Source organism: Nocardioides sp. (genome assembly GCF_030149505.1).
Taxonomy (GTDB): domain Bacteria; phylum Actinomycetota; class Actinomycetes; order Propionibacteriales; family Nocardioidaceae; genus Nocardioides.
This window is the reverse complement of sequence record NZ_JASBRN010000076.1, coordinates 16,646-31,518: the sequence shown is the minus strand read 5'-3', so window position 1 is coordinate 31,518 and position 14,873 is coordinate 16,646. Positions and strand designations below refer to the sequence as shown.

The following is a 14,873-nucleotide window of genomic DNA, read 5'->3' as shown; positions in this document are numbered from 1 at the left end:
TCGGTGCTCGGCCCCCACTGACACCTCCCGCGGCCTCGCGGACGGCGCGGTGGCGCTCGCCTGCTCGACCCACGGAAGCGGTCCGGCTCGCTGGCGCTCGCCTGCTCGACCCACGGAAGCGGTCCGGCTCGCTGGCGCTCGCCTGCTCGACCGACCACCACGTCTCCCACGCACCAGGAGGACTGACCCATGCAGGACCTGAGCCCGCGCCCCGGTGACCTCGAGTCGATCGAGACCGCCTCGCTCGACGAGCTGCGCTCGCTCCAGACCGAGCGGCTGCGCTGGTCGGTGCGCCACGCGTACGACAACGTCCCGCACTACCGGGCCTCGCTCGACGCCGCGGGCGTGCACCCCGACGACGTGAAGGAGCTCGCCGACCTGGCGCGGCTGCCGTTCACGACCAAGGCGGACCTGCGGGAGAACTACCCGTTCGGGATGTTCGCGGTGCCGCGCGAGCAGGTCGCCCGGGTGCACGCCTCGTCCGGCACGACCGGCAAGCCCACCGTCGTCGGCTACACCCGCGACGACCTCGACGTGTGGGCGAGCGTCGTGGCCCGCAGCATCCGCGCGGCCGGCGGCCGGGCGGGCGACGTGCTGCACAACGCCTACGGCTACGGGCTGTTCACCGGCGGGCTCGGGGCGCACTACGGCGCGGAGAAGCTCGGCTGCACGGTGGTGCCGGTCTCCGGGGGCATGACCGAGCGGCAGGTCCAGCTGATCTCGGACTTCCGGCCCGACATCATCATGGTGACGCCGTCGTACATGCTCTCGGTGGTCGACGAGATGGAGCGGCAGGGGATCGACCCGCGCAGCACCTCGCTCAAGGTCGGCATCTTCGGCGCCGAGCCGTGGACCAACGACATGCGCCGCGAGATGGAGCAGCGCCTGGACATGCACGCGGTCGACATCTACGGGCTCTCGGAGGTCATCGGGCCCGGCGTGGCCAGCGAGTGCGTGGAGACCAAGGACGGCCTCCACGTGTGGGAGGACCACTTCTATCCCGAGGTCATCGACCCCGTGACGGGCGAGGTGCTGCCCGACGGCGAGGAGGGCGAGCTGGTGCTCACCTCCCTGACCAAGCAGGCGATGCCGGTGCTGCGCTACCGCACCCGCGACCTGACCCGGCTGCTGCCGGGCACCGCGCGCACGATGCGGCGGATGGAGAAGGTCACCGGGCGCACCGACGACATGATCATCCTGCGGGGGGTGAACCTCTTCCCGACCCAGATCGAGGAGCTGGTGCTGAAGCTGCCCGCGCTCTCGCCGCACTTCCAGTGCGTGCTGGAGCGCGAGGGCAACCTCGACTCCCTCACCGTGCTGGTCGAGCGGCGCGAGGGAGTGGGCGTCGACGCCGGGCGGCAGGCAGGTGCCGAGCTGCGGCACCTGGTGAAGAGCTCGATCGGGGTGTCGGTGGGAGTCGAGGTCGTCGACCCCGAGAGCGTCGAGCGCTCGGTCGGCAAGATGCGGCGGATCGTCGACCGGCGCCCGCCCCGCTGAGAGCTGGCTAGCGGGCGTCGAGGCCCTCGAAGGCCAGGGCGGTCAGGGCCTGCGCCAGCTGCTCGCTGCTGACCGGGCCGGTGGGGCGGTACCACTCGACCAGGCTGTTGACCATGCCGAAGAGCAGTCGGCTGACCACGTCGGGGTCGAGGTCGCCGCGTAGGCCGCGCTCCTCGACTGCCTCGCGGACCAGCCCGGCGAGGGCGCGGTCGATACGGCGCCGGCGCTCGAGGGCGGCCACCTCGGTGGCGGTGTTGCCGTGGACCCGCAGCAGCAGGGTCACCGCGGGCTGGTGGGCGACCAGCACCTCGACGCTGCGCCGCACGGCCTCGTGCAGCCGTTCGACGGCCGGGCCGTCGGCCTGGGTCGCCGCCGCCACGGTCGCGTCGAGCTCGTCGAGCGCCTCGGCCAGGGCCGCCGAGAGCAGCTCCTCCTTGGAGTCGACATGGTGGTAGACCGCCGACTTGGTGACCCCGAGGCTCTTGGCGATGTCGTCGATGGTGGTGGCGTCGTACCCCTTGCGGATGAAGAGCGCCACTGCCGCCGCCAGGACCGCCGCGCGGTCGTGGCCGGGGCGTCCCCTCCGCGCGCGCGGCTGCTGCTCGGTCACGGGATCCAGGCTCCCACAGGGGGGTGGGGCGCCTGCCTATGCTCGAGATCATGACGCAGGTCACACCACCGGCGCCGCGGTCGTTCTCGACCGTGGGGCTGCCGGAGGAGCAGCGCGTCGAGCTGTGGGAGACCCACAACGCCGACGCCCTGATCGGCCTGCGTTGCCGCACCCTCACCGACTCCGCCCTCGACGCCACCGAGGTCAACCTGCAGCTCGAGCGCGTCCACATGGCGCGGGTGCAGGGGACCTCGCACGTGGTCGAGCGCGACCTGTCGCTGGTCAGGCAGCGCCCGACCCAGGCGGTGGCCCTGTTCTTCGGCCTCCGGGGCGAGGCGTTCTACTACCACGACGACGGGGTGCGGACCCTCCGGCCGGGGCAGCTGCTGGTCTGCGACGCCGACCGCCCGTTCATGCGCGGCTTCTCCCAGGGGCTGGAGGAGCTGGTGCTGAAGGTGCCCCAGGAGGTCTTCGCCGAGGCCACCGGCATCGCCGCCCTGCCCCGACCGGTCGTGGTGCCGTTCGGCTCCGGCGAGAACCCGTACGCCGAGGCGCTGGCGCACCTGGTCGGCTCGGCGGTCCGCGAGGACGACCCCGTCGTGGTCCACGAGGGCGAGCTGCTCGAGCTGGTCGGGGCACTCGCCTCGCCCGGCCGGCCCGACGGCCCGACGGCGTACGCCGCCGCCGCCCGCGCCTACATCGAGCGCCACCTGCGCGACCGGTCGCTGTCGGCCTCCAAGGTCGCGGCCGCCATCGGCCTCAGCCCGCGGCACCTGTCGCGGGTCTTCGCCGAGCTCGGCACGACCTTCCCCCAGCACGTCCTGGCCCGACGGCTCGACCTCGCGCGCACGATGCTGGAGAAGCCGGCAGTCAGCTCGATGACCATCGCCGAGGTCGCGCACCACTGCGGCTTCGCCTCCGCCGCCCACTTCTCCAACGCCTTCACCGCCCGCTTCGACGAGCGCGCCGCCGACGTGCGTCGCCGGGCGGTCCTGGCCCGCTCGCTCGCCTGACTCCCTCGTCCGACGACCCCCGGGCACGGAGGGCCGTCGTCATCGCGCCCTTGTCACCGCGCTCCTGCTCATGCCTGCTCCTCGGATGCGCAGATCCCTGTCATCCGGTCGACAGGTCCGCGCAGGGCAGAGCCTCGCGAAGTCCTTGCCCGCTCGGCCCTCGGTGACGGTAGGACGCCGGAGGGCGTGCTGGTAGCCCGGCCGCCTGGGCGGTGGTCGGGCTGCGAGCGGGTGCGGCTCAGCGGGTGGTGCTCAGAGTGGGGTGGTGCCGTCTGGGTGGACGAGGTAGCGGTGGCCGTGGGGGCTGGTCCAGAGCCAGTGGCCTGGTGAGAGTCCTCGGACGGCCCAGGGTCTGCCTGTCGGGGAGGGGTGGGTCTTGGCGCGGTGGTCGTGCCGGCAGAGCGGAGCGAGGTTGTCTGTCGATGTCTGGCCGGGTGGTCCGCCTTGGTCGGGTGGGACGTACTCGATGGTGTGGTCGAGGTCCGATGAGTCCGCGGGCCTGCGGCAGTGGGGGAACGAGCAGGTGGTCCTGGCGAGCTTGACGCGGGTGGCGATGCGGTCGGGGACCTCGTAGGAGTCCACGGCGACGGTGTCGTGGAGGTCGATGACGGGCTTGACGACGACCTGGGTGCCGGGGACCCCGCACCACTCGCGTACGGCGTCGGCGGTGAGGAGCTGGCGGTGGTTCTCGACCCTGGCGAGGTTGAGGCCGAGCTTGCCGGTGACGGGGTCAGTCTGGGGTGCGCCGGTCAACGCGGCGTCACTGAGGTGGACAGTCAGGACCACGACCCGGCGGGGTGCGGTGCGCGTGTGGGTTGCGCGGTCTCGACGACGCTCGCTGGCGCTCGCTGCTCGACCATCCTCGGTCGCCTCGGCCTCGGTCGCCTCGTGGTCGGTGTCGGGGAGATTGTCTTGGCCGCGGGCGAGGTAGCCGAGGGCTTTGGCGCGGCGGATCGCGAGGTCGTCGGTGGAGCCGTCGAGCAGGAGTTGGTGGGCGATCTGGCGGATCGCGGCTTCGAGGTCCTCGGCATCAGCCCGGTCCAGCAGCCCGTCGGCGGACACCGCAGACGCAGTCCCGACGCAGGTGGCGGGGGTGCCCAGGTCGAGGTCGAAGAACAGGTTGGAGCGGGTGTCGCACTCGCGGACCTCGGCCGACTCGGGGTCGAACCGCGCCGAGGCTTCGAGGACGAGTCGGTTCACGGTGAGGGGGCCGGCGGTGTGGACGACGTGGGCGACCTGGGCGTCCACGAACCCCACCGCTTCCTCCGACAGGGCCTTGGTGGCCTGGGCGAGGGTGCGGACCCGCCACGCGGTCACCTGCCCGGCGACGAGCCGCTGCCACACCCGCGGGAGGCGGTGCTTGGCCTCGACCGCGTCCCCGACCAGCAGCCGCCCCGACTCCCTGGTCCGGCCCAGCGCGGTGGCGAGTTCGGTGACTGCGAAGTCGGAGACCTCGGGGGCACCGGCACCGGCCAGCTCCAGCATCGTGTCCGCACCGGGCATCCCGAACCGCGACATCCACGCAGCCTCCGCCGCGTCGTACGCCTCCTCATCGGGGTCGGAGTAAGTGCCGTACAGGTCCGGCATCAGGACCCCGGTGGTGTGACGGTCCGCCCAGTCCGCGACCCCGATCAGCAGCTCCCGCGCCGCGTCGTCCTCACGCCGCTTGGCGGCGCGGATCGCGTCGAGGAGGGAGCTGGTGGACATGGTGAAAGTGTAGTCGAACACACGTTCGATTGACAGTGTTTCCCCAGGTCAAGGCAGCAAGAAGGCGACTTTCTGGCGGGCCGATCGAAGCCCGACCGAAGCGAGCACCCCAGCGCAGGGCGAGGCAGCAGCCGACCGCAACCAAGAAGCCCAAGCGGCAGCCACGGTGACCACGCTTTCCCGTTGATCAGGACCTGCTGCGGCGCGAACGCGCCACGACCCACCCGCGGTGACCCAGGGAGCAACCACGGGATGACAGCAGGGCGACCGGCGTACCGGGGTCTCGTGGCGAGTCGCTGACACTCCTCGCACCTCGACCAGCGAGTGGGGGCGCTGTCGCTCGCTGGCTCGACCATCCAGCGCCAGATGCCTGGATCGGCCAGGGTTGCGTGTTCCGGCCCTCATGCGACGCGAGCCTGGGATGCGTGGGTGTGACCGCCGACACTCGCAGGTGTGCCGGCGAACGACCGGCCCAGGAAGGTGGACCCGTGCCCACGTTCGACGACGGCCAGGCCGAGACCGCGCTGCCCACGACCCCGACCGTGGAGACCGACGTGCTGGTCGTCGGCTCCGGACCTGCCGGATCCTCGGCGGCCCTCTTCCTGGCCAGCCTCGGGATCGACACGATCATGATCACGAAGTACCGCTGGACCGCGAACACGCCGCGGGCCCACATCACCAACCAGCGGGCGATGGAGATCTTCCGCGACATGGGCATCGAGGAGCAGGTGCTCGCCGACGCGGCACCCCACCACCTCATCGGCGACACGGTCTTCTGCACCTCGATCGCCGGGGAGGAGATCGGCCGCATCCTCACGTGGGGCACCAGCCCCGAGCGCGAGGCCGACTACCAGCGCGAGTCGCCCTGCCTGACCGTCGACATCCCGCAGAACTACCTGGAGCCGATCCTGGTGCGCAACGCCAGCGCCCGCGGGGCCCAGGCGCGCTTCTCGACCGAGTACCTCTCCCACACCCAGGACGCCGACGGCGTCGACGTGCAGGTGCGCGACCGGCTGACGGGTGCGGAGTACACGATCCGCGCGAAGTACCTCATCGGGGCCGACGGGGCGCGGTCCCAGGTGGCGGCCGACATCGGCCTGCCCTACGAGGGTGCGATGGACATCGCGGGGTCGATGAACATCACCTTCAAGGCCGACATCGCGGCGTACTGCGACCACCGGCCCTCCGTCCTCTACTGGGTGATCCAGCCCGGGTCGAACGTCGGCGGCATCGGCGCGGGCCTGGTGCGGATGGTCCGGCCGTGGAACGAGTGGCTGATCGTGTGGGGCTACGACATCAACGAGGAGCCGCCGACCGTCGACGAGGCGGCGGCGAAGCAGATCGTGCGGAACCTGCTCGGCATGCCGGACCTCGACGTCGAGATCACGGGCACGTCGCTGTGGGGCAACAACGAGATGTACGCGACGCACCTGCAGTCCGGCCGCGTCTTCTGCGCCGGGGACGCCGTCCACCGGCACCCGCCGAGCAACGGCCTGGGCTCCAACACCTCGATCCAGGACTCCTACAACCTGGCGTGGAAGATCGCCGCGGTGCTGCGGGGGCAGGCCGGTCCCGAGCTGCTCGAGACCTACTCGGTCGAGCGGGCACCGGTCGCGGAGCGGATCGTCAAGCGCGCCAACCGGTCCAGCCGCGAGTTCGTCGACCTCTTCGTCGCCCTCGGCGTCACCGAGGCCGAGACCGAGGAGGAGATGCTCGCCGCCATCGAGGAGCGCAAGCTCAACACCCCGGAGGGCCTGGCCAAGCGCGAGGCGCTGGTGAAGGCGATGGAGCTCAAGCACTACGAGTTCAACGCGCACGGCGTCGAGCTCGGCCAGTTCTACGAGTCCAGCGCCGTCGTCGGCGACGGCAGCGCGCGGCCCGAGCCGACCCGCGACCCCGACCTCTACTACGAGGCCTCGACCGTCCCGGGCTCGCACCTGCCGCACGCGTGGGTGGGCGACAACGTCCGCAAGGTCGCGATGATGGACCTCGCGCCCTACCACCGCTTCACGGTCATCACCGGGATCGCCGGCGAGGCGTGGGAGGACGCCGCGCGGACGGTGTCCGAGGAGCTGGGGGTGCCCGTGGAGGCGGTCGTCATCGGTCCGGGCCGCGAGGTCACCGACCTCTACTACGACTGGTCCCGCCGGCGCGAGGTCGAGGAGAGCGGGGCCCTGCTGGTCCGACCCGACAAGCACGTCGCGTGGCGGGCGCGCACGCTCCCCGAGGACCCGGTCGGCGCCCTGCGTTCCGCCCTGACCGCCGTCCTCAGCCGCGGGTCCGGCGAACAGGACCAGGGCGTGGCATGACCCGCTCCTTCGTCCACGACACCCTCGGGCAGCGCATCCGTTTCGCCACCGGCGACGCGGCGGGCGCGCTGGCCGCGGAGGTCGAGGAGCTCGGTGCGCAGCGGGTGCTGGTGCTCGCCGCGCCGTCCGAGTCCGCCCTGGCCGGTCGGATCACCGACGGGCTGCCGGTCGCGCGCGTCCACGACGAGGTCGCGATGCACGTCCCGGTCGCGGTCGCCGAGCTCGCGCGAGCGGTCGCGACCGAGGTGGACGCCGACCTCGTGGTCAGCGTCGGCGGCGGTTCGACGACCGGCCTGGCCAAGGCGGTCGCGCTGACCAGCGGCCTGCCCGTGGTCGCCGTCCCCACGACGTACGCCGGCTCGGAGGCGACCGACGTGTGGGGGCTGACCCAGGACGGCCGCAAGACGACCGGCTCGGACCCGCGGGTCCTCCCGCGCTGCGTGGTGTACGACGCCAGCCTCACGACCTCGCTGCCGGTCGACCTCTCGGTGGCCTCGGGTCTCAACGCCCTGGCCCACTGCGTCGACTCGCTGTGGGCGCCGCGGGCCGACCCGATCAACGCCGCCCTGGCGACCGAGGGGGCGCGGGTGCTGGCGCGAGCCCTCCCGGCCGTCGTGGCCGACGGGCAGGACCTCGAGGCGCGCGAGGAGCTGCTCTACGCGGCGTACCTCTCCGCGGTCGCCTTCGCCTCGGCCGGCTCCGGGCTGCACCACAAGATCTGCCACGTGCTCGGCGGGCTGCGCGACCTCCCGCACGCGCCCACCCACGCCGTGGTGCTGCCGCACGTGCTGGCCCTGAACGCGCCGGCTGCCCCCGACGCCGAGGCCCGGCTGGCCGAGGCCTTCGGCAGCGCGACCGCCCTGGGGGGCCTGGCCGCCCTGCGCGAGCGCGTCGACGCCCCGCGCTCCCTCGGCGCGCTGGGCCTGGAGGAGGAGCACCTGCCCGCCGCGGTCGAGGCCGTCCTCGAGGTCGCACCCCCGTCCAACCCCGTCCCCGTCACCCGCCCGGTCCTCGAGCAGCTGCTGCGCCGGGCGCTGGAAGGAAGCGAGCCGTCATGACGCACGACGAACAAGCCGAGCGCGAGGAGGCACTCGTCCAGCGGGTCGTCGACTCCTTCGCCGGCGCCCCGGACGCGCGGCTGCGCCAGCTCACCCAGGCGGCCGTGCGCCACCTGCACGCGTTCCTCCGCGAGGTGCGGCTGACCGAGGCGGAGTGGAAGCAAGGCATCGACTTCCTCACCGCGGTCGGGCACACGACCGACGAGCGGCGCCAGGAGTTCATCCTGCTCTCCGACACCCTCGGCGCCTCGATGCAGACCATCACGGTCAACAACCCGGCCGACGGCGACGCCACCGAGGCGACGGTCTTCGGGCCGTTCTTCGTCGAGGACAGCCCGCGGATCGAGCACGGCGGCGACATCGCGATGGGCGCCCCGGGACAGCCCTGCTGGGTCGAGGGCACCGTGCGCGACACCGCCGGTGCACCGGTCGCCGGCGCGCGGATCGAGGTGTGGGAGGCCGACGAGGACGGCTTCTACGACGTGCAGTACGCCGACGGGCGGACCACCGGGCGCGCCCACCTGTTCACCGACGACGAGGGGCGCTACTCCTTCTGGGGCATCACGCCGACGCCGTACCCGATCCCGCACGACGGGCCGGTCGGCGCCATGCTCGCCGCGACCGGGCGCTCGCCGATGCGCGCGTCCCACCTGCACTTCATGGTGACCGCCGAGGGGCTGCGGACGCTGGTGACGCACATCTTCGTGCGCGGCGACGAGCTGCTCGCCAGCGACAGCGTCTTCGGCGTGAAGGAGTCGCTGGTCAAGGACTTCGTCGAGCACGGCGCCGACGACCCCACCCCCGACGGTCGCGACCTCGGCGGCCGCGCCTGGTCCTCCACGCGCTTCGACGTGGTGCTGGGTCGCGGGTGATCGCACGCCGGCGGGGGTTCGGCGAGGGGTTCGGCCACACCACGGAGCGCAGGCACCACTGATCTGGACCCCTCTTTGCTTTCTCGACGATTCGGTCCCGCGACCGTCCGCGGGGACCGATCATCGGATCGGGTGGCACGGGGGGCGGTCCTCCTGGGCCGACGTGCCGCCCGTGGGGAGGTGGCGCGCGCCATGAGGTCGCCGCTGGGAAGGGCGCGGGTGTGGGCCCTCACGCTCGCCGTCGCGCTGGTGGGCCTCGTCGCGACGGCGGCGGTGTCCCTCGACCTGCGCCACCGTGACGCCGCGGATGCCGAGCGCAGGTTCGAGGCTCGCACCGAGCTGGTCACCAGCGCGGTCGAGCAGGAGGCCGAGCGGTACGTCGTCGCGCTGGAGCTCGTCGCCGGTGCACTCGCAGCTGGCGGCCCGGTCACGGGTGCGCGCTTCGACGCGGCCACCGGACCGATGGTCGACGTGGACTTCCAGGGCGCCACCTCGATCGCCTTCCTCACCCCCTACGTGGCGACCGACCAGGTCGAGCGGGCGCAGCGCGTGTGGCGAGCCCGCGGCTCCACCGGCCTGGTGCTCCGGCTCAACCCCGACGTCGACCGGCACGTGTTCGCGGTCTTCAGCCGGCCGCTGGACGGCAGTCCCGAGGGTCGCACCGGCATCGACGTCACGGTGGCCGCCGACGCGTTCGCGGCGGTCCAGGACGCCGAGCTCGCCGGGGCCCCGCGGATCAGCCGGCCCTACGAGCTGATCATCGACCAGGACCTGCCGCCCGAGGAGCGCCAGGCCTCCTTCAGCCTGGTGGCGCCCGTGCTCGGGGGGCCGGACCAGGAGCTGCGGGGCTGGGTCCTCATGGGGATCCGCGGCCAGGACCTGATGGGCGGCCTCCTCGCGCGCACCGGCCAGGGACGGGTCGCGGCGACGCTCTCGGCGCCCGCGGCCGAGGGCGCGCCGCCCGTCCGCGTCGCCAGGACGGAGGCGGAGGACGCCTTCGAGCCGGACGAGGACCTCATGGCCGCGAGCGAGGCCGTGCAGGTCGCCCAGACCGCCTGGACCGTGGACGTCGAGGCGGCCACCGACGCGCTCGTCGGCGGTGGGGTCGGCACGCCCGGCGTGGCCGCTGTGACCGGGGCGGGCCTCAGCGCCGCCCTCGCGGCCCTGGTGCACCTGCTGGCCGCCGGGCGCTCGACGGCGAGGGTCAAGATCGCGGAGGCGACCGCCGAGCTCGCCGCGTCGGAGGAGCGCTCTCGGCGCCAGGCGGTGATGCTGACCGCGGTGCTGGACAGCATCGGGGACGGCGTCGGGGTCGTGGACGCCGACGGTTCGGTGCTCGTGCACAACCCCGCGGGGCGAGCCCTCCTGGGTGTCGACCTGCATCCCGCGCACCCGCTGGCGGACCGGGCGATCGGCGACGTCGACGACCCCGGTCGTTGGGCGGAGCACTACGGGCTCTTCGGGTTGGAGGGGGAGCGAATGGAGGTCCAGGACCTGCCCCTGCAGCGGGCCCTGCAGGGTGAGGCGTGCGACGGGCAGCTGGTCGTGCGGAACGCGGCCCGCCCCGAAGGCGTGACCCTCTCCGTGAGCGCTCGGCCGCTGGACCCCGCGAGCGGCCTGGCCGGTGCGGTCGCCGTCTTCCGTGACATCACGGCCGAGCGGCAGCGCCGCGACGAGCTGGCGTCCTTCGCGGGCGTCGTCGCCCACGACCTGCGCTCGCCGCTGACCGCCGTCGACGGCTACCTCGCCCTCCTGCAGGCGACGCTGGCCTCGGAGGCCTGCGAGGACTGCCACGGACGCGCGGCGCAGGTCGAGGACTTCCTCGCCCGGGCGGCCGGGGCCGCTGGACGGATGCACCTGCTCATCCAGGGACTGCTGGACTACGTCACGGCACGCGACGCCGACCTCGACCGCTCCGCCGTCGACCTCGGGCAGCTGGTCGCCGAGGTGGTGGTCACCCACCAGGAGAACCCGCACCCGGCCGAGGTGTCGTTCACGGTCGACGTCCCGCCCGGCTCGACGGTCACGGCCGACCGGGAGCGTCTGCGACAGGTGCTGGACAACCTGGTCGGCAACGCGGTGAAGTACGCCGCCCCCGACCGCGACCCCCTCATCAGCGTCGTCGTGCGCAGCGACGGCCCCCACGTGCTCCTGGAGGTCGCCGACCGTGGACTCGGCATCCCTGCCGAGGAGATCGACCACGTCTTCGAGCCCTTCCGTCGCGCCCATGGGGGCGGCGTCAGCGGCAGCGGCCTCGGGCTGGCCATCTGCCACAGCGTCGTCACGCGGCACGGCGGCACCATCAACGCCCGTCGGCGACTGGGCGGCGGCACGGTCATCGCGCTCACTCTGCCCCGGGCCCGCGCGGCGGGATGACCAGGTGGGGAGCCGCGCGGTCGAGGTGCGGCTGGTCGGTCGGCCCTAGGTCCCGGGGGTGACCCCGTGCCGGCGGGCGAACGCCTCCAGCCGGTCGCGGACGACCCCGTGGTCGACGTCGACGAGCTCGCCCCCGCCGACCGCCACGACCCGGCCGTCGGTGAGCACGAGCGCCTCGGTCTCCTCGGTCATGACCGCGTCCTCGCCCTCCGGCGCGACCGACGCGCTGGTGAAGCGGTAGCGCAGGACCCCGACCGGGAAGCCGTCGACGCCCTGCGGCTCGGTGCGGTCGGGCAGCAGCCGCCTCGGCGTCACCAGGACGTGCGGGACGGCCCCGGGCGAGCCGGCGGCGACCAGTCGCTCGACGGTGGCCTGCACGGCACGGCGGTGGTGGGCGTCGGTCTGCAGCAGCCGCACGTCGACGCGCTGCCGCTCGCGGGTGTTCTCGCGGTCGACCTCGGCGGCGCAGTCGGCGCAGAGGCTACGGACCGCGGTGGTGCCGTAGGTGTGGGTCATGTGGGTGTGGCACTTGGGCTGGTCGCACCGCCCGCAGCGTGCGACCGCGAGGAGGCCGCAGGCGCAGTGGGAGGTCATGGGCGAACGGTACGGGCAGGCACCCACGACCACATGAAGAAGCCGTGAAGTCCACCCCGGAGCGCGCGCACCCGCTCGCCTCGGCACGCAGGCTTGTCCAGCGGCCAGTCCCGGCACCTCTCGTGCGGGGATCGGGTGAATCGTCACGCCGACCGCGCGGGGTGCGGCGGGCTCCTCCGACCGCGCCCCGACACCTCCCGACCCCAGGGGCCGTGCCCCGGTGCCGGGCGGGTGCCCCCGCGGTCCACCGCGGCGGACACACCGCTGCGCCGGGCACGGCTCCTGGAGCACCGGTCAGGGCGAGACGTCGCCGTCCGGCGGGACCTCGACCTCGATCTCGGCGTACGGTCCCTCCTGCGGCTCCACGGGCACCAGCAGGTCCACGGTGCTGCCGTCGTCCAGCTCCAGCGTGAGCTCGACGAAGAACCCGACCGGCAGGTCGTCGGCCTGCACCGAGACGGCCGGCACCCGGGCGAGCTCGACCGGCTCGCCCGGCGGCAGGTCGATCTCCTCCTCCAGCACCGCCGCGGTCACGGGGCCGCGCTCGCTGTCGACCTCGGCCGAGACGAGGGCGGCCGGTTCGTCGGTGGTGTTGAGCAGCGTGCCCACGACGCGGCCGTTCCCCTCGCCGTCGGTGACGATCGCGAAGCCGAGGGCGTCGAGCCGCTCGGTGCGCTCGTTCGTCCCGATCGAGGCCTGGTAGGGCTCGTCCTCCTCGGCGGTGCACGCCGTGAGACCGGCGAGGAGGACCAGGGACCCGAGAGCTGTGCGGAGTGCGCGCATGCCCCCTGGCTACCAGGCGGACCGGGGACCCCGTGACACCCGTTCGTGTCCCGGCGGCGATCAGGTCGCTGCGGGCAGCGCCGGGTTCGGCGTGCCGAGCGAGCGGCTGCGCCCGCGGAACGCCGCGACGAGGGTCCCGTCCGCGCGACGGACCTCGACGTCGTACAGGCCCGAGCGGCCGCGGAGCGCGACCTCCCGGCCGACGGCCACGAGCTCCTCGCCGAGCCGCGCGCTCTCGAGGAAGGAGACGTCGAACCCCGACGCGACGGTGACGGTGCCGCGGGAGTTGCACGCGACCGCGAAGCAGCTGTCGGCCAGGGTCGCGACGACGCCGCCGTGGCAGACGTCCCAGCCGTTGACCATGTCCGCGCGCACGACCATCGAGACCGTAGCCGTCCCGGGCCCGGCCGCGACCAGGCGCATGCCGAGCGCCCGGCTGGCCGCGTCGGCGTCCCACATGTGCGCGGCGCTGCGGCGCGCGACCTCGTCCTCGTCCGGTGCTGGGGTGGTCACCGGGCCACCCTTCCAGAAGTCGGCCGATCCCGTGATGGCGGTCACTCCCGCGGCTACCCTGCGGAGGTGAAGCCCGCGCGCCCCGCCGTACGTCGTCTCCTGCTCGTCGCCGCGTCGCTGGTGCTCGGTGCCGGGACCCTCGGCGCGGCCCAGCTCGGCACCGCCGCCGACGAGGCCGACCGCGCCGGCACCCCGCAGGCGCGGTGCACCTCGCCGCAGGACCGCCCCGAGACCGGCACGCAGGGGCGGGTGCCGCTGGCGGAGTACCTCAGCGGCCGGGCGCTCGAGGGCTACCAGTGCAACGCCGTGCAGGTCGCCCGGCAGGGCACCTCGGGCGGCTTCAAGGTCGAGCGCTACACCGACCGCACCGGTCGCACCTGCGCCTACTACGACTCGACGCTGCTCTTCCCGCGCGACGTGCTCTTCAACGCCGTGCAGGGCCTGGGCGTGATCGTGCTGGACATGAGCGACCCGCGGAACCCCGTGCAGACCGCCACCCTCACCTCGCCGGCCATGCTCAGCCCGCACGAGTCGTTGCTGGTCAACAAGCGCCGCGGCATCCTGGCCGCCGTCCTCGGCAACCCGGCGACCAACATCGGGATCGTCGACCTCTACGACGTGAGCGAGGACTGCCGCCGGCCCGAGCTGCTCTCCTCCTCGCGCGCCGCCTCCTTCGGTCACGAGAGCGGGTTCGCCCCTGACGGACGCACCTTCTGGGTCGCCGGCACCGCCGGTGGCAACCTCACGGCCATCGACATCACCGACCCGCGCGAGCCCGAGCAGGTCTTCGAGCAGACCGGCGTGCGCTACCACGGCCTGCGGCTCTCGCCCGACGGCCGCACGATGTACGTCGCTGTCACCGGCGCCGCCCCGGGCGCGATGGACAACGCCGGGCTGCGGATCCTCGACGTCTCCGAGGTCCAGGACCGCGAGACCGACCCCGAGGTGCGGGTCGTCTCCGACCTCACGTGGGACACGGTCTCCATCCCCCAGTCGGCCGAGCCGTTCACCCGCGGCGGTCGCCGCTACGTCCTGGAGACCGACGAGTACGCCGACTACCAGGGCGACCGCGAGGTCGGCGCCGCGCGGATCATCGACGTCGACGACCCGCGCCGTCCGCGCGTCGTCTCCGACCTGCGCCTGGAGGTGCACGAGGCCGGCTTCGGCGGAGGTGGCGACCAGGCCCTCGACCCCGGCGCGGCGATCCCCGTGCAGGGCTACGCCGCGCACTACTGCTCGGTGCCCTACCCGAAGAACCCCAAGCTCGTCGCCTGCGCGATGATCGTCTCCGGCCTGCGCATCTTCGACATCTCCGACCTGGCGAACCCCCGCGAGGTCGCCTACTTCAACCGGCCGGTGCTGCCCGGCAGCAGCACGGTCCAACCGACCGCCGCGGGTGCCTTCGCCATGGCCCGCCCCGCGTGGGACGTCAAGCGCCGCCACGTCTGGTACTCCGACGGCAACTCCGGCTTCTACGTCGTCGGCCTCCGCGGCCCGGCGCGCACGCTGCTGCGTCGCTGAAGCCCGCGCTGACTTCTCGG

The 14,873-nt window shown here is 73.3% G+C and carries 12 protein-coding genes; 7 read left to right on the top strand and 5 right to left on the bottom strand.

The genetic code is table 11. The features are described 5' to 3' along the window. Positions 1-189: 189 nt before the first annotated feature. On the top strand, positions 190-1,497 hold the full coding sequence (gene paaK, locus Q1V71_RS17360; protein WP_300645444.1) for a phenylacetate--CoA ligase PaaK: 1,308 nt from the start codon (positions 190-192) through the stop codon (positions 1,495-1,497). Between the two features lie 7 nt (positions 1,498-1,504). Here paaK and Q1V71_RS17355 read toward each other — a convergent pair whose 3' ends face one another. Continuing rightward, positions 1,505-2,107, bottom strand: a complete 603-nt coding sequence (locus tag Q1V71_RS17355; protein WP_300645442.1) for a TetR/AcrR family transcriptional regulator — start codon at positions 2,105-2,107, stop codon at positions 1,505-1,507. A 50-nt stretch (positions 2,108-2,157) separates the two neighbouring features. Here Q1V71_RS17355 and Q1V71_RS17350 point away from each other — a divergent pair, with 50 nt between their 5' ends. Continuing rightward, complete coding sequence (locus tag Q1V71_RS17350; RefSeq protein WP_300645441.1) at positions 2,158-3,120, top strand: AraC family transcriptional regulator; 963 nt, start codon at positions 2,158-2,160, stop codon at positions 3,118-3,120. A 252-nt stretch (positions 3,121-3,372) separates the two neighbouring features. Here the strand turns inward: Q1V71_RS17350 and Q1V71_RS17345 are convergent, their stop codons facing one another. Beyond that, positions 3,373-4,827 (bottom strand): HNH endonuclease signature motif containing protein, encoded by a 1,455-nt coding sequence (locus Q1V71_RS17345; RefSeq protein ID WP_300645440.1) that lies wholly within the window; start codon positions 4,825-4,827, stop codon positions 3,373-3,375. 488 nt (positions 4,828-5,315) lie between these two features. Between Q1V71_RS17345 and Q1V71_RS17340 the strand changes: the two genes are divergently transcribed. From Q1V71_RS17340 to Q1V71_RS17325, 4 genes are all read left to right on the top strand, one after another. Further along, the gene (locus Q1V71_RS17340) at positions 5,316-7,136 is read left to right on the top strand and encodes an FAD-dependent monooxygenase (RefSeq protein WP_300645438.1); all 1,821 of its coding nucleotides are present in this window, start codon (positions 5,316-5,318) and stop codon (positions 7,134-7,136) included. Continuing rightward, entirely contained in the window at positions 7,133-8,194 is a 1,062-nt protein-coding gene (locus Q1V71_RS17335) for a maleylacetate reductase (RefSeq protein ID WP_300645437.1), read from the top strand. The genes Q1V71_RS17340 and Q1V71_RS17335 overlap by 4 nt, the downstream gene beginning before the upstream one ends. Then, a complete protein-coding gene (locus tag Q1V71_RS17330; protein ID WP_300645436.1) occupies positions 8,191-9,066 on the top strand; it encodes a dioxygenase in 876 nt (291 codons plus the stop codon). The genes Q1V71_RS17335 and Q1V71_RS17330 overlap by 4 nt, the downstream gene beginning before the upstream one ends. Before the next feature lie 192 nt (positions 9,067-9,258). Continuing rightward, the gene (locus tag Q1V71_RS17325) at positions 9,259-11,442 is read left to right on the top strand and encodes an ATP-binding protein (RefSeq protein WP_300645434.1); all 2,184 of its coding nucleotides are present in this window, start codon (positions 9,259-9,261) and stop codon (positions 11,440-11,442) included. 45 nt (positions 11,443-11,487) lie between these two features. Here the strand turns inward: Q1V71_RS17325 and Q1V71_RS17320 are convergent, their stop codons facing one another. From Q1V71_RS17320 to paaI, 3 genes are all read right to left on the bottom strand, one after another. Then, positions 11,488-12,036 (bottom strand): hypothetical protein, encoded by a 549-nt coding sequence (locus Q1V71_RS17320; protein WP_300645433.1) that lies wholly within the window; start codon positions 12,034-12,036, stop codon positions 11,488-11,490. A gap of 294 nt (positions 12,037-12,330) precedes the next feature. Next, on the bottom strand, positions 12,331-12,819 hold the full coding sequence (locus tag Q1V71_RS17315; protein ID WP_300645431.1) for a hypothetical protein: 489 nt from the start codon (positions 12,817-12,819) through the stop codon (positions 12,331-12,333). A gap of 60 nt (positions 12,820-12,879) precedes the next feature. Further along, a complete protein-coding gene (paaI, locus tag Q1V71_RS17310; protein WP_300645429.1) occupies positions 12,880-13,332 on the bottom strand; it encodes a hydroxyphenylacetyl-CoA thioesterase PaaI in 453 nt (150 codons plus the stop codon). A 66-nt stretch (positions 13,333-13,398) separates the two neighbouring features. Here paaI and Q1V71_RS17305 point away from each other — a divergent pair, with 66 nt between their 5' ends. Then, positions 13,399-14,853, top strand: coding sequence for a hypothetical protein (locus Q1V71_RS17305; protein WP_300645428.1), 1,455 nt, complete (start codon positions 13,399-13,401; stop codon positions 14,851-14,853). The last annotated feature ends 20 nt before the right edge of the window (positions 14,854-14,873 follow it).

Coding starts and splice junctions, on each gene's coding strand:
- paaK (WP_300645444.1), top strand. CDS start 190: ATGCAGGACCTGAGCCCGCGCCCCGGTGACCTCGAGTCGATCGAGACC.
- Q1V71_RS17350 (WP_300645441.1), top strand. CDS start 2,158: ATGACGCAGGTCACACCACCGGCGCCGCGGTCGTTCTCGACCGTGGGG.
- Q1V71_RS17345 (WP_300645440.1), bottom strand. CDS start 4,827: ATGTCCACCAGCTCCCTCCTCGACGCGATCCGCGCCGCCAAGCGGCGT.
- Q1V71_RS17335 (WP_300645437.1), top strand. CDS start 7,133: ATGACCCGCTCCTTCGTCCACGACACCCTCGGGCAGCGCATCCGTTTC.
- Q1V71_RS17330 (WP_300645436.1), top strand. CDS start 8,191: ATGACGCACGACGAACAAGCCGAGCGCGAGGAGGCACTCGTCCAGCGG.
- Q1V71_RS17325 (WP_300645434.1), top strand. CDS start 9,259: ATGAGGTCGCCGCTGGGAAGGGCGCGGGTGTGGGCCCTCACGCTCGCC.
- Q1V71_RS17320 (WP_300645433.1), bottom strand. CDS start 12,036: ATGACCTCCCACTGCGCCTGCGGCCTCCTCGCGGTCGCACGCTGCGGG.
- Q1V71_RS17315 (WP_300645431.1), bottom strand. CDS start 12,819: ATGCGCGCACTCCGCACAGCTCTCGGGTCCCTGGTCCTCCTCGCCGGT.